Annotated in this window: 15 protein-coding genes; 1 reads left to right on the top strand and 14 read right to left on the bottom strand. The window is 70.4% G+C overall.

All coding sequences use genetic code 11. The features are described 5' to 3' along the window. Window positions 1–29 precede the first annotated feature (29 nt). From IEY60_RS29145 to IEY60_RS36290, 5 genes are all read right to left on the bottom strand, one after another. Window positions 30–332: a YggT family protein gene (locus tag IEY60_RS29145; RefSeq protein WP_189033702.1), complete on the bottom strand. Its 303-nt coding sequence runs from the start codon at window positions 330–332 to the stop codon at window positions 30–32. Between the two features lie 89 nt (window positions 333–421). After that, window positions 422–1,177, bottom strand: coding sequence for a cell division protein SepF (locus IEY60_RS29140; protein ID WP_189033701.1), 756 nt, complete (start codon window positions 1,175–1,177; stop codon window positions 422–424). Between the two features lie 187 nt (window positions 1,178–1,364). Further along, the gene (locus IEY60_RS29135; RefSeq protein WP_189033700.1) at window positions 1,365–2,120 is read right to left on the bottom strand and encodes a YggS family pyridoxal phosphate-dependent enzyme; all 756 of its coding nucleotides are present in this window, start codon (window positions 2,118–2,120) and stop codon (window positions 1,365–1,367) included. Beyond that, complete coding sequence (pgeF, locus tag IEY60_RS29130; protein WP_189033699.1) at window positions 2,117–2,848, bottom strand: peptidoglycan editing factor PgeF; 732 nt, start codon at window positions 2,846–2,848, stop codon at window positions 2,117–2,119. Before pgeF ends, IEY60_RS29135 begins: the two co-directional genes overlap by 4 nt. Before the next feature lie 57 nt (window positions 2,849–2,905). Next, window positions 2,906–5,776, bottom strand: a complete 2,871-nt coding sequence (locus tag IEY60_RS36290; protein ID WP_189033698.1) for a helix-turn-helix transcriptional regulator — start codon at window positions 5,774–5,776, stop codon at window positions 2,906–2,908. Between the two features lie 168 nt (window positions 5,777–5,944). Between IEY60_RS36290 and IEY60_RS29120 the strand changes: the two genes are divergently transcribed. Then, window positions 5,945–6,490 carry an LppU/SCO3897 family protein gene (locus tag IEY60_RS29120; RefSeq protein WP_229740219.1) on the top strand — a complete coding sequence of 182 codons (546 nt, stop codon included), beginning with the start codon at window positions 5,945–5,947 and terminating at the stop codon, window positions 6,488–6,490. A 59-nt stretch (window positions 6,491–6,549) separates the two neighbouring features. On the opposite strand, the gene ftsZ is transcribed toward IEY60_RS29120, so the two are convergent. The 9 genes from ftsZ to IEY60_RS29075 form a co-directional block, all read right to left on the bottom strand. After that, window positions 6,550–7,806 (bottom strand): cell division protein FtsZ, encoded by a 1,257-nt coding sequence (gene ftsZ, locus IEY60_RS29115; RefSeq protein ID WP_189033696.1) that lies wholly within the window; start codon window positions 7,804–7,806, stop codon window positions 6,550–6,552. A gap of 160 nt (window positions 7,807–7,966) precedes the next feature. Beyond that, a complete protein-coding gene (locus IEY60_RS29110) occupies window positions 7,967–8,644 on the bottom strand; it encodes a cell division protein FtsQ/DivIB (protein ID WP_189033695.1) in 678 nt (225 codons plus the stop codon). Between the two features lie 8 nt (window positions 8,645–8,652). Continuing rightward, window positions 8,653–10,092, bottom strand: coding sequence for a UDP-N-acetylmuramate--L-alanine ligase (gene murC / locus IEY60_RS29105; RefSeq protein ID WP_229740229.1), 1,440 nt, complete (start codon window positions 10,090–10,092; stop codon window positions 8,653–8,655). A gap of 131 nt (window positions 10,093–10,223) precedes the next feature. Then, window positions 10,224–11,339 carry an undecaprenyldiphospho-muramoylpentapeptide beta-N-acetylglucosaminyltransferase gene (murG, locus tag IEY60_RS29100; RefSeq protein ID WP_189033694.1) on the bottom strand — a complete coding sequence of 372 codons (1,116 nt, stop codon included), beginning with the start codon at window positions 11,337–11,339 and terminating at the stop codon, window positions 10,224–10,226. Then, window positions 11,336–12,829: a putative lipid II flippase FtsW gene (gene ftsW, locus IEY60_RS29095; protein WP_373291781.1), complete on the bottom strand. Its 1,494-nt coding sequence runs from the start codon at window positions 12,827–12,829 to the stop codon at window positions 11,336–11,338. The genes murG and ftsW overlap by 4 nt, the downstream gene beginning before the upstream one ends. Beyond that, window positions 12,826–14,262, bottom strand: coding sequence for a UDP-N-acetylmuramoyl-L-alanine--D-glutamate ligase (murD, locus tag IEY60_RS29090; protein WP_189033741.1), 1,437 nt, complete (start codon window positions 14,260–14,262; stop codon window positions 12,826–12,828). Before murD ends, ftsW begins: the two co-directional genes overlap by 4 nt. A gap of 50 nt (window positions 14,263–14,312) precedes the next feature. Continuing rightward, window positions 14,313–15,389 (bottom strand): phospho-N-acetylmuramoyl-pentapeptide-transferase, encoded by a 1,077-nt coding sequence (gene mraY, locus IEY60_RS29085; protein ID WP_189033693.1) that lies wholly within the window; start codon window positions 15,387–15,389, stop codon window positions 14,313–14,315. Next, window positions 15,386–16,879 carry a UDP-N-acetylmuramoyl-tripeptide--D-alanyl-D-alanine ligase gene (locus tag IEY60_RS29080; RefSeq protein WP_189033692.1) on the bottom strand — a complete coding sequence of 498 codons (1,494 nt, stop codon included), beginning with the start codon at window positions 16,877–16,879 and terminating at the stop codon, window positions 15,386–15,388. Before IEY60_RS29080 ends, mraY begins: the two co-directional genes overlap by 4 nt. After that, window positions 16,876–18,543: a UDP-N-acetylmuramoyl-L-alanyl-D-glutamate--2,6-diaminopimelate ligase gene (locus tag IEY60_RS29075; RefSeq protein WP_189033691.1), complete on the bottom strand. Its 1,668-nt coding sequence runs from the start codon at window positions 18,541–18,543 to the stop codon at window positions 16,876–16,878. The genes IEY60_RS29080 and IEY60_RS29075 overlap by 4 nt, the downstream gene beginning before the upstream one ends. Window positions 18,544–18,592: the final 49 nt, after the last annotated feature.

Raw genomic sequence — 18,592 nt, 5'->3', positions numbered from 1 at the left:
CTAGCAAGCGGTCTTCTCGATTCAGTATGTCACACGGAGGTCACGGGCTGCCCGAGCCTACCCACGATGGACATCAGGATGAAGACCACGAAGAGCAGGACCATTATCGACAGATCGAGCCGAATACCCCCGAGGTTCACAGGAGGTATCAACCGCCTCAGGAGTTTCACCGGCGGGTCGGTCACCGTGAAGATGACCTCCAGCAGGATCACCACCACACCGGTAGGGCGCCAATCGCGTGCGAAACTGCGAATGAACTCGACAATCACCCGACTGATCAACAACAGCCAGAAGATGAAAAGCACGAGGTACAGAACCGCGAACAGGGCCACGGCTTCACTCTGCCGCAAAATCGGCGGCTTGCAAAATGGCCGCGCCGCGCGGTGCGCGGGCGGCCATCAGGATGGTGCGGATGTGACGTCTATTTCTGGTTGTAGAAGCCGTTTTCGGCGATCCGGCGGCGCTCTTCCGCCGATACGTCGACATCGGCCGGTGAGAGCAGGAACACCTTTGTCGCCACCTTGTCGAACGAACCGCGCAGCGCGAACGCGAGCCCGGCCGCGAAATCGACCAGCCGTTTGGCATCGGCATTGCTCAGGTCGACCAGGTCCATGATGACCGGGTTGCCCTCGCGGAAACGCTCACCGATGATCCTGGCCTCGCTGTAATCCCGTGGACGCAGCGTGGTGATCTTGGACAAGGGACCTCCGTCCTCGAAGATCCCGGGCCGCCGCGCTGCCGCGGGCTCGGGGCGCAAACGCTCCTCGAGCCTGCGCTCCTCGGCGTCGGGATCGACCGCGAGCGCTCCACGGGTGGAGCCGCGCATGCCGGGTGCGACACCGCCCGCCCGGAACGAGCGACCCGACGACGGGGCGGTCTCGATCCTGGTCGGACGCCGCGGCGCCTCGTAGCGATCGTCGGCGTAGGTGTCGGCGACGTAATCGTCACGACGCGCCTGGTAGGCCGATTTGTAGGCCGGCTGCGGGTAGTCGTCGGCCTCGTCCTCGAAACGGTCGGAGCCGTAACGATCTTCGGCGTAGCGGTCGTAGCTGCGCGGGCGGGTGCGACCTGCGCGCTCCTCGGCGCCACGAGGGGCGTGATCGTCGACGTAATCGTCTTCGTACTCGTCGAGCGGAACCATGCCGAAGTACGCCTTGAACTTGTGCAGCGTGCTCATACCTCCACCTCGCGCTCGCTCGGTTCCGGCATGACCACGCAGGTGGCTGAGCCGATGACTCGCTCGCTCCGCTCGCTCATATGGTCGACCTTCCTTCGGCCCCGGTGGCGGCCGGGTGTTGAAGTTCTTGCTCAGCGCCTCGTCGGCCCAATCGTATGTGTCGAATGTGACTGATGAGGTTTCTTTGCTACGCCGAGGTTATCGGTCGCGCGCCCATCAGGGCGGTACCGACACGCACACAGGTCGAACCGTGTTCGACAGCAACTTCCAAATCACCCGACATACCTGCAGAAAGTTCGGTGGCATCGGCGTGTTGCGCGAGCAGCGAAGTGTGCAAAGTCGCAAGATTCGCAAAGGACGCATCAGTCGCGGCGTCAAGGGGCGGAATCGCCATCAGACCGGCCAGATCCAGGCCGGGAGCCTTTGCCACGAGGTCGGCGAGGGCGGGCAGATCGGCCGGTGCGACACCCCCGCGTCCGGGGTCGTCGTCGAGACTCACCTGGAGCAGGACACGCAAGGGCGCGGTACGCTCGCCGGCTGCCAGTGCGTCCTGTGCGGCCCGGTCCAGCGCGTTTGCCAGTCGTTCGCTGTCGACCGAGTGCACGGTGTGCGCCCAGCGCGCCACCGCGCGCGCCTTGTTCCGTTGTAAACGGCCGATCATGTGCCACTCGATGTCGTCGTAGGCCAGCTGGTCGACCTTGGCCGAGGCCTCCTGCTCGCGCGACTCGCCGAACTCGCGCCTGCCGAGGCGGTAGAGGATGTCGACGTCGGCGGCCGGGAAGAACTTCGTCACCGGGAGCAGGCGGACCGAACCCGCCGGGCGGCCCGCGGCGGCCACGGCGGTGTCGATGCGCGCGAGCAGGCCGTCGAGCCTGGCCGAGAGTTCCGCGGTGCGGACGGCGTCCTGGTCGGCGACCACCGGCTCCGGGCGCTGACCGCTCATGCCGGGGTGTCCATCCAGATCACGCCGGCGATGCGGCCGGTCGGGGCCCCGCGGCGGTGGCTGAACAGGGTCTTGTCCTCGATGGTGCAGCGCGGGTCGAGCGCGATTCCACCGACGCCCGCCTCGGTGAGCTGCCTGCTGATGCCTGCGCGCAGGTCGAGGCCGGGGGTCTTGCGCACCGTCGTGGTGGCGCTGCCGGGCAGATGGGCCTCGACGTCGGCACGCATCGCGGCGGGGACTTCGTACTGGCGGCCCGACGCGGCGGGGCCGAGGAAGGCGCCGATCCGGTCGACGCGCGCGCCGACCGAGACCATCGCCTCGAGTACCCGGGGCACGATGCCGATCCTGGCGCCGATGCGGCCCGCGTGCACCGCGGCGATGACGCCCGCCTCGTCGTCGGAGAGCAGGATCGGCACGCAGTCGGCGGTCAGCACTACCAGGGCGAGATTCGGCACGGTCGTGACCAGAGCGTCGGTCACCGGCACCGGCTCGGCGCGCGGTCCGTCGACGATCTCGACATGGCGTCCGTGCACCTGCTCCATCCACACCAGCCGGTCGGGGGTGAGCCCGATGCCCTCGGCCAGGCGAATGCGATTGCGCCGCACGGCTTCCGGATCGTCGCCGACGTGATCGCCCAGGTTGAACGAGTCGTACGGGGCGGCGGAGAAGCCACCGGCGCGGGTGGTGGTCACCCGGCGGACGGTCACGGTGGTCGGTGCGGAAGTCATGACTTCGAGCGTAGTGCGGTCGGGGCGGTGTGGGTCGCCCGCGCGTGGTGACGTCGGTCAACCTCGGTGCGCGGACAACGGACCGTCGAGTTCGTCGAGCTTGCGGGCGATACCCGCGCGGCCGGTCAGGCCGAGCTTGCGCAGGACGCGGCCGAGGTGGTCCTCGACGGTGCGGGGGCTCAGGTAGAGGTGGGCGGCGATGTCTTTGTTCGTGTGGCCCTGGGCCGCCAGTTCGGCGACTTCGCGTTCGCGTCTGGTCAGGCTGGTCGCGGCGACCGGCTGGCTGCCGGCCAGGGTGCGCTGTGCTGTCGTCGTCTCGGCCAGCAGTCGCTGTGCGCCGGCGGCGGCGAAAACCGCGCGCGCCGAGGCGAATCGGCTGGTCGCCTGGCCGAAGTCGCCGCTGCGGCCCGCGACGATGCCCGCCACCAGTTCGGCTTGTGCCCTGTTCACCACCATCCCGGCCCGGGTGAACGCGGCGATCGCCTCCTCGGCGGAAGCGGCTGCCGTATCCAGGTCACCGACGGCTGTGGCGTAGTCGGCTCGGGCCAGTGCGGCGGCACCGATCTGACTGCCCAGGCTCCGATCTCCGGTCTGGCTGGTGGCTGCGCTGCCCCGGGTGGCCAGGGTCTGGGATCTCGCCGCCGTGGTCGCTCGGGTCGCCAGGTCGGCGGCCATCGTGAGGTCGCCGTCGGCGATGGCGGCGTGGGCGGCCCGCGCCAGGTGGGTCGGGTGCAGGGGTCCGGGGCGTGCGTCGAGTGGTGGGAGGTCCGGAGCATCGGGGATCAGACCGGGCGCCTGGACGGCCGGCGGTGGGAGGCCGAGGGTGCGGGCGGTTTCGGCGAGGGTGGTGTCGACGACCTTGCGCCACCAGCGCATGGCGGGGCGTGGGAGGGCGGCGACGGTGTGCCATTGGGCGGTGGCCGTGTCGGTGGGGGCGGTGAGTTGGAGGGTGCGGAGTTTGACCGCGCCGGCGAAGGCGAGCAGGTCGGGGTAGTAGAAGGTGGTCGCGGCGTCGGTGGCGTCGTCGGCGGCGGTGATCGCGGCGTCGAGGCGGCCGAGTTTGGCCAGGGAGTAGGCGCGGACGGTCTGGAGTTCGGCGAGGGCGTAGCTGCGGCCGAAGCGGTGGCTGACCCGGATGGCACGGTCGAGGTGGACGAGGCCGTCGCGGTCGTGGTCGAGGAAGTACGCGCACCAGCCCAGAGCGGGGATCGCGTGGACGACCTCGCGGAAGTCTGCATCGGTCAGGTTCTCGAAGGCCTGATGACACTCGGGGTAGAGATCGGCCGCTGTCCCGATCTGGCCGTCGGCGACGAAGCCGAGGCAGCGCAGTGCGGTCGCGGCGGCGCGGACCGCCGGGTCCTCGATCTCGGCGGAACCGAACAGGGCATTGAGGCGGGCGTGGCCCTCGGCATCCTGGTGATCCTGCAATGCCAGGATGGCCAGTTCCAGCTGGACCGGACCGTCACCGACGCGACGAGGCAGGGTGGCGGCGACGGCGAGCAGGGTCCTGGCGTGGTCGACCCGGCCGAGCATGCGGGCACACCGCGCCGAGAGCAGCAGTGCTTCCAGCTGGTGCGGGCCCGGTTTCGCGGCGGCGGGGTCGAGCGCTTCGGCGGCGCGCTCGGCCGCGCCGGCCAGCAACAGTGCCCGGCCGAGTCCCACCGCGTCGGCGAGCGGATCGGTGGCCGACGGGGCGATCCGGTGCGCGAGCGCGAGCCAGCGCGCGGCCGACGCCGGTGCGTCGGCGAGCACTTGCTCGGCGGCGGCCCGCAGTTCGGTGCCCGCGACCTCGTCGCGACCGAGCAGGGCGTGCTCGAGTTGCCCCGCCCGCGCGGGCATCGGCGCGTCGCGGGCACGCAGTGCCAGTGCGGCACGGCGGTGCGCCATCGCCAGCCAGCCCTGCCCGGCCAGTCGATGGGCGGCCGTGCGGATCAGCGGATGAACGAAGGTCACCGCACCGTCGCTCGCGCAGACCACGCCGCGTGCGACCAGCCTGTCGAGCGCGTCGGCCACCGTCGCCGCGGGGAGATCCACTGTTGTGCACAACAGTTCGAGGTCGGGCGGCACCCCGCACACCGCGATTGCTTGCGCGACCGACCGTTCGGTGTCGGGTAGCTGGGCCAGTTCGGCGCGGATCGTCCGGTCCAGGGCCGCATAGTCGTTCGACGCGGGGTCGGGATTCTCGCCGCGCAGCGCCCGGTCCAGTTCCTGGTCGGGCAGCTCGGCCAGCAGCGACAGGTACAGCGGATTGCCATGGGAGGCGCTGAGCAGCCGGGCACGACGCCGCGGGTCCTCCCCCGGCAGCAGACCGTCGACCTCGGCCTCGCCGAACGGCGGCACCCGGATATGCGCCGATCGCACGTGCGGCACCCGCAGCAGCCGGGTGATCGACGCCGGGCAGCCGCCATCGCGGAACGCGAGGAGCAGGCGGAATCCACCCGCGGGACGATTCCGGATCAGAAACGCCAGCAGCCGAACCGATTCGGCGTCAGCCCACTGCGCGTCGTCGACAACGAGCAACGTCTCGACGGCACCGAGTGCCCGCCGCATCCGGCGAGCAAAGCCGGCATCGGCGAGCACGTCCGCGCCGGACCCGCCGATCTCCGCATCGTCGACCGGCGACACGTGTCCACCCGGACCCGCGCCGAGCCCGGTTGTGGCTACGCGTAAGTCGATACCGCCACGTGCGTCGGTGAGCTGTTCGACGAGGTCGTCGGCGAGGTAGCCCGGTTGCGAGCCGGCGTCCTCGGCACCGGTGACCGAGAACACCCGGCAGGGGGCGGCGTGTGCGAAGCGGGCGGCCAAGCGGGACTTGCCGATCCCGGCGGGCCCCTCCACCAGCAACAACCAGGGCGCGTCGGGGCCGGTGAAGGTCGCGGTCAGCGCGGCGAGTTCGGGCGCGCGGCCGACGAAGGCACGTTCGATCATCGTCACCACCTCTCACGCCCGGATCGACCGGGACTGAGCCTAACCCGGGCCACCGACGGGCAAATGCCGTGGTTTCCCGGATGCTCCGTGCACGGGCGTGGGGTTGGGTGGGCGAGGCCGATCACCGCCGAAGGGTCCGCGGTGAGGTTCTTCAGAAAGAAGGTTCGCATGACGTTCACCGGCAAGGGAATGGTTTCGCGGTTCGCGCTCGCACTGCTCGCGGTCACGGCACTCGGTGCCGCGGGCTGCTCGGCCGTGGACAAGGTCACCGAGGTGGCCCAGGACGCGGGCAAGTCCGACACCGCCCGCTCGAAGGTCGGTGACTGCATCAACGTGATCTCCGCGTCGGTCGTCGACTCCGACACCGAGCCGGTCGCCTGCTCGGCCGAGAACGCCGTGTACCAGGTCGTGCAGGTGCACGACAAGAAGGTCGACTGCCACGAGGACTACACCTCCTACGAGGAGACCTTCGGCAGCGGCGGCACCATCGCGTTCCTGTGTCTGGCACCGAACTTCAAGCAGGGCAGCTGCTACAACGAGGGCATGATGACCGGCTACAAGTACGTGCCGTGCACCGCCGCCGACGCCAGCTTCAAGGTCGTGTCCCGGATCGACGGTCAGGTCGACGAGCAGCTGTGCGGCGAGGACGCCGACTCGGTGCTCGTGGTCAACGACCCGAAGATCACCTACTGCCTCGGCAGCGCCACGAGCTGACCCCGCACACACGAAAGCGCCCGGACTCGACCGAGTCCGGGCGCTTTTCGTCGTGCTGCCTATCGACGCATGAAGATCGGCACTTCGATGTCGTCGTCATCGTCGCCGTCGTCGCGCTGATCGGGATTGTTCACCTGGTTCATCGCCCGCTCGGTGACCCGCTGACGCTCGGACTCCCGGTACCGCTCGGTATCCCGGTAGCTCGGCGCGCTGGTGCGGCCGGTCGACACCCCGCTGGTGGCGGGTTCGGTGGCGCGCGCGGGCGCCTCGCTGCGCGCCTGGCCGACCTCGCCCGCCCGGCCGGAACCGATCGGGTTGGTCCCGTTGCGCGGGGTGCTGACGTTGGTCTCGAACGCCCGCCGCGACGGTCCACCGCCGTCGAAGCCCGCCGCGATCACGGTCACGCGCACCTCGTCGCCGAGCGAATCGTCGATGACGGTACCGAAGATGATGTTGGCCTCGATGTGGGCCGCCTCCTGCACCAGCGAGGCCGCCTCGTTGATCTCGAACAGACCGAGATCGGAGCCGCCCGCGATGGAGAGGAGCACGCCGTGCGCGCCGTCCATCGACGCCTCGAGCAGCGGCGAATTGATCGCCGTCTCGGCCGCTTTCACCGAGCGGCCCTCGCCGCGCGCCGAGCCGATGCCCATCAGCGCCGAGCCCGCGCCCGACATGACGCTCTTGACATCGGCGAAGTCGACGTTGATCAGACCCGGGGTGGTGATCAGGTCGGTGATGCCCTGCACACCGTTGAGGAGCACCTCGTCGGCGGAGCGGAACGCGTCCATCAGGCTCACCGCCGCGTCGCCCAGCTGCAGCAGCCGGTCGTTCGGAATGACGATCAGGGTGTCGCACGACTCGCGAAGCAGGTTGATCCCCACCTCGGCCTGGTTCCCACGCCGTTTGCCCTCGAAGGAGAACGGCCGGGTCACGACACCTATGGTCAGCGCGCCCAGCTTGCGGGCGATGCTGGCGACGACGGGCGCGCCACCGGTACCGGTGCCACCGCCCTCGCCCGCGGTGACGAAGACCATGTCGGCGCCCTTGAGCACCTCTTCGATCTCGTCCTTGTGGTCTTCTGCGGCCTTGCGGCCGACTTCCGGATCGGCGCCTGCGCCGAGGCCGCGGGTCAGCTCGCGGCCGACATCGAGTTTGACGTCGGCATCGCTCATCAGCAGGGCTTGGGCGTCGGTATTGACCGCGATGAACTCGACTCCCTTGAGTCCCTGTTCGATCATTCGGTTGACGGCGTTCACGCCGCCGCCGCCGATACCGACGACCTTGATCACTGCAAGGTAGTTGTGCGGGGGCGTCATGGGCTCTCGCCTTCCTTCGATCTTAAACCCTCAACCTCAACCATAGGGTTGGCGTTATGTCAAGTATCCGACTGCTGCGGAACGCTATTCGCAGCCACTGCGATCCCGGCGCAGGCGCGCCGAGACGAGAGCCAGAATCTTGTGCCACAAAGAGTGTCGCTCACTTTACCGTGACCAGATTCGGACTCGACACGTCGAACACGGTCCCCTCACGGGTCAGCAGCGGCAACACGACGGCAGCTTTGCGCTCGCCGTCGCCCGTGCTGCCCCACACTACCTTCCTACCGTCGCGAAGGTTCAGCGAGACGTCCGAAATCGACCGTGCGACAACCTCACCCACCTGCACCGACAGTGCGGGCGGCAGCGTGACCAGCACATCCACAGCAGCCTTGGCCGCCGCGGGCCCCATGAAGGAGCCCTCGGTGATCAACTTGGGCACCCCGATCGGTGCCGCGGGCTCGATCGCGAATTCGACACTCTCGGCGTCGATCAGGTGCGCGCCGTCCGGTGATTCGATGTACAGCACCGGTGTTCGTTCCACCACGGTGACGAGCACGGTGGACGGGAATTTGCGCTGCACCCGGACCGAGCGCACCTTCGGGATCGCGGCGACCCGCTGGGCGATCGCGGTGGTATCGATGCGCAACATCGAACGGCCGTCCGGGATTTCGAGCCGCCCGCGGACCTCCGCCTGCGACACCGCCGACAAACCGTCGACCCGCACGGTGCGCACCGACAGCACGGGGGTGAACCAGGCCAGCACGACGAGCACCGTCACCACGAGGAGACCGACCACCGTCCAGAGCCGGTAGCCACGCCACCCGCGCGCGGCGGGCATCGGCAATCTCACCGGCCCTGTTGGGGCCGGGCCCGCAGGCCGTCGAGGATCTGGCTGCCGAGCATGGTCACATCGCCCGCGCCCATGGTGATCACCACGTCGCCGGGCTTGGCCAGGCCGGCGACCTGCCTGCCCACCTTCGACATATCCGGTTGGTAGTGCACGGGACCGGTCACCGCCTGGGCCACCAGCGCGCCGTTGACGCCGGGCAGCGGCTCCTCGCGGGCGCCGTAGACATCGAGCACGACCACCTCGTCGGCCAGGCTGAGCGCGGTGCCGAACTCGGCGGCGAAGGTGGCGGTGCGGCTGTAGAGATGCGGCTGGAAGACCACGATCACCTGGCCGCGCCGGGTGCGGGCGCCGTCGCGCGCCTCCTGGGCGACGAGCTGGGCCGCGGCCTCGAGCACGGCGCGCACCTCGGTGGGATGGTGGGCGTAGTCGTCGAAGACGCGCACGCCGTTCTCGCGACCGGTGAACTGGAACCGGCGGTGCACACCGCCGAAACCTTCCAGCCCCTGCACGATCTCGTCGACGTCGGCACCGGTGGCCCTGGCGGCCAGCAGCGCGGCCAGCGCGTTGAGCGCCATGTGCCTGCCCGGCACCGACAGCCGCACCGTGCGCGGGGTGGTCTCGCCTGCCAGCTGGAATTCGACGATGCCGCCGACATCGCGCGGCTGCCAGTCGATCAGCCGCGCGCCGACCGTCACCGGGGCGTCGGTCAGATCGCCGGAGCCGTAGCCGAGGACCTCGACGCCGCGCTCGGCCATCCTCGGCGCGACACGATGGGCCAGGGCCAGCGAGCCGGGATCGTCCAGGCACACCACCAGCAGGCCGCCGGGGGCGAGCCGGTCGGCGAAGTCGTCGAACACCTGGACGTAGGCCTCGTCGGTGCCGAAGAAGTCGAGGTGATCGGACTCGATATTGGTGACAACGGCGACGTCCGGGTCGTATTGCAGCAGTGAGCCGTCGGACTCGTCGGCCTCGGCGACGAAGATGTCGCCGCTGCCGTGGTGGGCGTTGGTGCCCGCCTCGTTGAGCTCACCGCCGACCGCGAACGACGGATCGGCGCCGCAGTGCTGCAGCGACACGATCAGCATCGAGGTGGTGGAGGTCTTGCCGTGGGTGCCCGAGACCAGCAGCGTCTTGTGTCCGCGCATCAGCGCGGCGAGCACGGTCGGGCGCAGCAGCACCGGGATGTGGCGCCGATTCGCCTCGACCAGTTCGGGATTGGTCTTCGGGATCGCGGCGTAGGTGGTGACGACGACCGTCGGGCCGCCGGGCAGCAGGTCGAGCGCGTCGGCGTCGTGGCCGATGCGGACCTGCGCGCCGCGCGCCCGCAGCGACAGCACGCCGCGGCTCTCCCGGGCATCGGACCCGGACACCGCGCCACCGCGCGACAGCAGGATCCGGGCGATGCCGGACATGCCGGCGCCGCCGATGCCGACCATGTGCACCCGTTCGAGCTCGGGTGGCAGCCCGGTGCCCGCGTCCTCGCTGATCCCGCTCGAGCTGTGCTTATTGCCGATGATCGGGCGGCCTCCGTGGTCACGCTCCGCTTCCGCCTCCGGCCGCTGACCGCTCATCGGGCAACCTCGGTGACGATCCTGGCCACCGTGTCGGCAGCGTCGCGATGGCCTGCGCCTGCGGCGGCGCGGCTCATCTCGGCGAGTCGAGCGGGGTCGAGCAGCAGCGGAATCACCTCATCGATCACGTATTTCGGGGTCAGGTCGGCGTCGGCGACAATTCTGCCACCTCCCTGCGCGACCACGGGCCTGGCATTGAACTCCTGCTCGCCGTTGCCGTGCGGCAGCGGCACGTAGAACGCGGGCAGCCCGACCGCCGACACCTCGGCCACGGTCATCGCGCCGGAGCGGCACACCACCGCGTCGGCGGCGGCGTAGGCCAGGTCCATCCGGGACAGGTACGGCACCGCGACGTAGGGCGCGTCCGCGTCGGCGGTGCTCACCTCGACGCTGTTCTTTGGTCCGTGCGCGTGCAGCACCGAGATCCCGGCGGCGGCCAGCTGCGGCGCGGCGCCGGAGACGGCTTCGTTGAGGCTGCGCGCGCCCTGCGAACCACCGAACACCAGCAGCACCGGGCCCTCGGCGGGCAGGCCGAAGTGGGCGCGGGCTTGCGCGCGCAACGCCGGACGGTCGAGCCCGGTGATGGAGTCACGCACGGGAATCCCGACGACCTGCGCGTTCGCCAGTCCCGAATCGGGAACCGCGGCAAGCACCTTCGCGGCCAGCTTGGCGCCGACCTTGTTCGCGATGCCCGCCTTGGCATTGGCCTCGTGCACCACGACCGGAACGGCGCGCTTGCGACCGAACAGTCCGCCGCGCGCCGCGAGGTAGGCGGGCAGGGCGACGTAGCCGCCGAAGCCGATGATCACGTCGGCCTGCACCTCGTCGATGACGGCCCTGGTCCGCTTCACCGAGGCGCGCACCCGGCCGGGCAGGCGCAGCAGGTCGGCCGACGGCTTGCGCGGCAACGGCACCGGCGGGATCAGCTCGAGCGGGTACCCGCGTTCGGGGACGAGCTTGGTCTCGAGACCGCGCTCGGTGCCCAGCGCGGTCACCCGGATCGAATCGTCGAGCTTGCGCAGCGCGTCGGCGACGGCCAACGCGGGTTCGATATGGCCGGCGGTGCCGCCGCCGGCGACGATCACCGACAACCCCGTGCGCGGGTGACTCACCTGGATCTACCTCGTTCTTTCGCGTGTGGCATCGGATAGGTCGGTTCCCATGCTCTGGTCGACCGTAGCGAATTGGTGCCGCGGCTCTGCGGCGTGCGTCGCCTGCGCTCGGCGGGCGGCTGACGGCGGGGCGCCTGGCGTGGGCGTTCGGCTTTCCCGCGCGCGGCGGACTTGCGCGGCGCATCGGCCCTGGCCGGGGTGTACACCTCGGGGATCGGCAGGCGCAGCAACCGGCTGAGCCTGCCGTCCTGCCCGGCCTGCAACGCCGACACCGCTTCCGGTTCGTGCCGGGCGGCGCTGGCGATGATGCCGAACATGAACAGCGTGATCGCCAGCGACGAACCACCCGCCGACACCAGCGGCAGCTGCAATCCGGTCACCGGGAGCAGCCCGACGACGTAGCCGATATTGATCAGCGCCTGCGCGGTGATCCACGTGGTGGCGGTGGCGGTGAGCAGGCGCAGGAACGGGTCGACCGAGCGCAGCGCGATCCGGATCCCGGCGTAGACGAACATCGCCAGCAGCGCCAGCACCGCCATGCAGCCGAGGAAGCCGAGTTCCTCGCCGATGATGGCGAAGATGAAGTCGTTGTGCGAGTTGGGCAGGTAGCTCCACTTGGCGCGGCTCTGCCCGAGCCCGCGGCCGAGGATGCCGCCGTCGGCGAGGGAGTACTTGGCTTGGCGCGCCTGATAGTTGACGCCCTGCGGATCGTCACCGGGGTTGAAGAACGCGCGCACCCGGTCGGAGCGGTAGCCGGCCGACAGCGCCAGCACCGACGCGACGACCAGCCCGCTGACCAGGATCCCGACGAACAACCGCACCGGCAGCCCGCCGAACCACAGCAGCGCCATCAGCACGATGCCCAGCGCGATCGTCGTCGACAGGTTCGGCTCGAGCACCACCAGCAGACACACCAGCAGACCGGCGGGCACCAGCGGCACCAGGATGTCCTTGAGATGGGCACCGCGCCGCGAGGCCAGCAGATGCGCGCCCCACACCACCAGCGTCACCTTGACGACCTCGGACGGCTGGATGGACAGCGGCCCGATGTCGAACCAGCGCCGGGCGCCACCATGGACGGCGCCGATGCCGGGGATCAGCACCAACACCAGCGCCAGCACCGAGATGCTGAAGATCGGGAACGACCACTGCCGCAGCAACCGCAGCGGCAGCCGCAGCGCGATATAGAACGCGACGGCGCCCAGCGCGGCGAACATGGCCTGCTGGATGAACAGCGAGTACGCCGACCCGCCACCGGCATAGGCCTCGACACTCGACGCCGACAGCACCATGACCAGGCCGAGTACGGTGAGCAGGGTCGCGATGGTGACGATCAGGTGGAAGGACGCGAGCGGACGGGCCAGCCAAGCGCCGAAGCGCTCCCCCGCCCATCCCGGCTGTGCCGCATTCCGTCTGCCCCGGCGCCCTACGTGGTTACGCAAGCCGCCTCCTCCGGGCGCTGACGGTTCAGCCGGGCGCGTCTCTGTCATAGCGCCCGCCCGATGTCACCGTCTTCCAGTGCCGTCACCGCATCCACGAAGCAGCGTCCGCGGTGGGTGTAGTCGTCATACATGTCCAGGGAGGCAGCCGCTGGCGCGAGCAACACGGTGTCTCCGGCGCGGGCCAGGCCCGCCGCGGCGCGGACCGCGCGGCCCATGACCGCCTCGGCACGCTGGGATCTCGACGACTCCATGTCTGCATCGTCTCCCGCATCCAGCTCGATGACCGGGACTTCGGGTGCGTGTCGCGCCAATGCGGCGGCGATCACCGGCGCGTCGGCCCCGAACAGGACCGCGCCGACCAGCCGTTCGCCCACTTCCTCGATGAGGTCGTCGACACTGGCGCCCTTGAGCAGACCGCCCGCCACCCACACCACGTGCGGGTGCGCCATGATCGCGGCGCGCGCGGCGTGTGGGTTGGTGGCCTTGGAGTCGTCGATGAACTCGACACCGCCCAGTTCGCGCACGAACGCGGTGCGGTGCGGGCCCACCTTGTGCTCGGCCAGGCCTTCCTTGACGAACTGCGGCGCCACGTCGATCGCCCTGGTCAGCGCGGAAGCGGCGAGGGCATCGGCGATGCCTGCCGGGCCCTGCGGGCTGATGTCGGACGTCTCGGCGAGGATGGCGGCCTTGGTGAACGCGCGGTCGAGCAGCTTGCCGTCGACCACGCCCAGCTCGCCGTCGGCGGGCACACCGATCCGGAAGCCGACCGTGCGCCGGGCCTTGGCCTTGCGGGCCAGCGAGCCGGCGACCGGATCGTCGAGGCCGACGACGCCGACCCGTCCGGTCAGCGCGCGGGCCTTGGCGGCGGCGTAGGCGTCGAGGCCGCCGTGCCAGTCGAGGTGGTCCTCGGCGACATTGAGCACCACGCCCGCCTCCGGGCGCACCGAGGGCGCCCAGTGCAGCTGGAACGAGGACAGCTCGACGGCGAGCACCTGCGGACCTGGGTTGCGGCGCAGCGCGTCCAGGATGGGCAGGCCGATATTGCCGCAGGCCACACTGGCGATGCCGGCGGCGCGCAGGATCGAGTGCGTCATCTGGGTGGTGGTGGTCTTGCCGTTGGTGCCGGTGATCACCAGCCACTTGCGGACCGGACCGTAGATCCTGGCCTGATCGACCCACCAGGCGAATTCGACGTCACCCCAGACCGGGATGCCCTCGGTGACGGCGGAGACCAGCACCGGCGAATCCGGCCGCCAGCCCGGGCTGGTGATCACCAGCGCGAACCGGCTCAGGTCGGCGCGTTCCAGCTCGACGCTGGTGGCGACTTCCAGACCCAGTTCGGCGGCCTCGGCCAGCGCCTTGGCGCCGGAGTCGGTGACCACCGGGTGCGCGCCGATATCGCGCAGCGGTTCGATCAGCGAGCGCCCGGAGACGCCCCAGCCTGCGACGAGAACGTCACGGCCACGCAGGAATTCGAGCATGGGGCCCGGCGAGCGGAGGGCACGGGGAGAGTGTTCGACCATGTTCGTCCTCACCCGACCTGCGAGAGATATTCGCTGTAGAACAGCCCGAGACCCACGGCGGCGGCGATGCCTGCCAGGATCCAGAATCTGATGATCACCGTGGTTTCGGCCCACTTGCTCAATTCGAAGTGGTGATGGAACGGCGCCATCTTGAACAACCGGTTGCGGGTGGTGCGGTACACCGCCACCTGCAGCACCACCGACGCCGCCTCGGCGACGAACAGCGCGCCGATGACGACCATCAGCAGCTCGGTGCGGGTGGTGATGGACAGCCCGGCGAGCATGCCGCCCAGTGCCAGCGATCCGGTGTCGCCCATGAAGATCTTGGCGGGCGCGGCGTTCCACCACAGGAAGCCGATGCACGCGGCGGCCGCGGCGGCGCACACCAGCGCCAGGTCCAGGGGATCGCGCACGTTGTAGCAGCCGGCTTCGGGTGCGGTGGAGCACGCGTTGCGGTACTGCCAGAAGGTGATGATCACGTAGGCACCGAGCACCAGGCTCATCGAACCGGCGGCCAGACCGTCCAGGCCGTCGGTCAGGTTGACCGCGTTGGACCAGGCGACCACGAGCAGGCAGACCAGGATGACGAACACGATCGCGCCCAGCGACACCGTCGAGATGTCGCGCACATAGGAGATGTGCTTGCTGCCGGGCGTGAGCCCGTTCTCGCCGCGGAACTGCAGCACCAGCACGGCGAAGATGACGGCGGCGCCGATCTGGCCGATGTACTTGCCCGCCGCCGACAACCCGAGGTTGCGCTGCTTGCGCAGCTTGATGAAGTCGTCGAGGAACCCGACGACGCCCAGCGCGGTGGTAAGCCCGAGCACGAGCATGCCCGAGGCGGTCGGGCCCTCGGCGTCGTAGCCGATGCCGATCAGGTGCGAGCCGAGGTAACCGGCCCACATGCCGATCAGGATGGCGACGCCACCCATGGTCGGGGTGCCGCGCTTGGCCTGGTGACTGGCCGGGCCGTCGACCCGGATCTCCTGGCCGAAGCCCTGTCTGGCGAAGACCCGGATCAGCAACGGCGTCAACAGGATCGACACCGCCAGTGCGATCCCCGCCGCGAACAGAATTTGCCTCATCGAGCCGTACTACCTTCCCCTGCCCCGGTCAGGTGCTCGGCGACGGCCCAGAGGCCGACCGCCTTCGACGCCTTGACCAGTACCACATCGCCCGCGGCGATCTCGTCGTCGAGCAGCGCGATCGCCGCGTCGATATCGGGTACGAGGACCGACTCCTCGCCCCATGAGCCTTCCATCACCGCACCCTGGTGCATCCCCCGGGATGGCCGTCCGGTGCCGACCACGATCAACCGGTCGACATCCAGGCGTACCGCCAGGCGTCCGATCGCGTCGTGTTCGATCACCGAGTCGTCCCCGAGTTCGCCCATCTCGCCGAGCACGGCCCAGCTGCGGCGCGGCTCCTCGCCCGCCTTGGCCAGGGTGACCAGCGCTTTGAGCGCGGCCCGCACCGAATCGGGATTGGCGTTGTAGGAGTCGTTGATGACGGTGACGCCCTCGGCGGTGGTCCGCACGTCCATCCGGCGCGCCGAGGCAGCGCCTGCGCCTGCCAGCGCCTGCGCGATCGTCGCCAGGTCGGCGCCGCATTCCAGCGCGACGGCGGCCGCGGCCAGCGCGTTGCCGACGTGGTGCTCGCCGTGCACGGCCAGCTGCACCGGCACGGACTGCCCGCCCGCGTGCAGGGTGAACCTGGCGCGGGCCTGCTCGTCGGTGACCACGTCGGTGGCGCGCACGTCGGCGTCACCGGACAGGCCGACCTTCACCACGCGGGCCTTGGTCCGCGGCGCCATGGCGGCGACATTCGGGTCGTCGGCGTTGAGCACGGCCAGCCCGTCGGCGGGCAGCGCCTCGACCAGCTCGCCCTTGGTCTGGGCGATCGCCTCGCGGCTGCCGAACTCACCCAGGTGCGCGGTGCCGACATTGAGCACGACGCCGATGCGCGGCGGCGCGATGCGGGCCAGCGCGGCGATGTGGCCGGGGCCGCGAGCCGAGAGCTCGAGTGCGAGGAACTTGGTGTCCAGGCCCGCGCGCAGGGCGGTCCAGGGGTGACCGAGTTCGTTGTTGAACGATCCGGGCGGCGCGACGACCGGGCCCAGCGGCGCCAGCACGGCGGCCAGCAGATCCTTGGTCGAGGTCTTGCCGGAGGACCCGGTGACGCCGACGACGGTGAGTCCGGTGCGCTGGGCCAGCCGCTGGGTGCTCGCCCTGGCCAGCTCGGCCAGCGCCGCCAGCACGGCGGCGCCGGAGCCGTCGTCGTCGTGGCTCAGCGCGACCGAGGTCGCGGGCACCGAGCCGCGGTCGGGCGCGACGACGATCGCGGGCACGCCGACCGGCCTGGCGGCCAGCACGGCGACCGCGCCCGCGGCGACCGCGGCGGCGGCGTAGTCGTGTCCGTCGGAGTTGGCGCCCGGCAGCGCGAGGAACAGATCGCCGGAACCGATTCGGCGCGAATCGAATTCGACCGAACCGGTCACCAGTGCCTGAGGGTCGGGTACGTCGTGCAGCTCGCCGCCGACGACGTCCGCGATCTCCCGCAGTGTCATCTCGATCATGAAACCGTCAAGTCCTCCGAGTCCGTCTGCGGACTGTGTCGTGTCTGCAGGGCTTCCAGCGCCGCCGCGACCACCTCGCGGTCGTCGAAGGGATGCTTGACGCCCTGGATCTCCTGACCCGCCTCGTGGCCCTTGCCCGCGATGAGCACCACGTCGCCGGAACGCGCCCAGGCGATGGCAGCGGCGATGGCCGCCGCGCGGTCACCGATCTCGCGGATCTCGCCGCGGTCGGTGGCCGGGAGTTCGTGCGCACCGGCCACCACGGCGGCCCTGATGGCCGCCGGGTCCTCGGTGCGGGGATTGTCGTCGGTGACGATCAGCAGGTCGGCGCCGCGTGCGGCGGCCGCCCCCATCAGCGGGCGCTTGGCCGCGTCCCGGTCGCCACCGGCGCCGACGACGACGGCCAGCCTGCCGTGCCCGACCTCGGTGAGGTGACCGCGCAGGGTGGCGACGACCGATTCGACCGCGGCGGGCTTGTGCGCGTAGTCGACGACGGCGAGGAAGTCCTGGCCGCGCTCGACCCGCTGCATCCGGCCCGGCACGTCGACGGTGGCCAGCGCGGGCGCGGCCACTGCCGGATCGACGCCGGCGGCCGCGCAGGTCGCGACGGCGAGCAGCGCGTTGGCGACGTTGTAGCGGCCGGGCAGCCGCAGCCGCACGGTGAGCTCGCCGTCGGGCCCGGCCGCGGTGAACTCCTGCGCGCCGCCGGTGGCCTGCACGTCACCGGCTTGCCAGGTCGCGGCGCGGCGATCGGCGGGCCCGGAGGAGGTAGCGGAGCGTGACCACGCAGGGCCCTCGGTTGCGGCGCCAGAAGGTACAGCGCCCACGGTCGATACCGTGACCGGCGCGGTCAGCTCACCGGCGAGGCGGGTGCCCCATTCGTCGTCGACGCAGATCACCGCGGTGCGCGCGGCGATCGGCGAATCCGCTTCGAAGAGTTTGCGTTTCGCGGCGAAGTAGTCCTCGAAGTCGGCGTGGAAGTCGAGGTGGTCCTGCGACAGATTGGTGAACGCGCCGACCGCGAATCGCACGCCGTCGACCCGGCCCAGCGCCAGCGCGTGGCTGGACACCTCCATCACCACCGCCTGCACGCCCTGCTCGACCATCGCCGCGAACATCGCGTGCAGCTGCGGCGCCTCGGGCGTGGTGAGCGCGCTGGGCACCCGCCTGCCGCCGATGCGGGTCTCGATGGTGCCGATCAGCCCGGTGGACAGGCCCGCCGCGGCGAGCCCGGCTTCCACCAGGTACGAGGTGGTGGTCTTGCCGGAGGTGCCGGTGATGCCGACGATGCGCAGCCGGTCGCTCGGGTGGCCGTAGATCTCGGCGGAGAGTTCACCGAGCACGGCACGCGGCTGCTCGCGCACGAGGACGGGTACGGCGACCTCGCCGATCAGGGCGGCGCCCGCGGCGTCGGTGAACACCGCCACCGCGCCACGGGCGATCGCGTCGGCGGCGAACCGCGCGCCGTGGGAGTTGGCGCCGGGCAGGGCGGCGAACAGGTCACCGGAGCGCACGGCATTGGACCGTTGCTCGATGCCGGTGACGATCGTTTCGGTGGTCACCGGAGTCGCCACCGTGGCGCCGGTGAGGTCCAGCAGGGCCTGCAGCGACGTCGACGGCGGCGTGTTCGGCCGGAGCGCGTGCGGGCTGGACTGCGCGGGCACAAGGCTCCTCTCTGAGAGTGATCGAGCGCGTGGGCGAGACGAGCAGTCA

It is taken from the genome of Nocardia rhizosphaerihabitans (assembly GCF_014646295.1).
GTDB classification, from domain to species: domain Bacteria; phylum Actinomycetota; class Actinomycetes; order Mycobacteriales; family Mycobacteriaceae; genus Nocardia; species Nocardia rhizosphaerihabitans.
The sequence above is the reverse complement of the archived record's forward strand: the minus strand, read 5'-3'. Positions and strand labels throughout refer to the sequence as shown.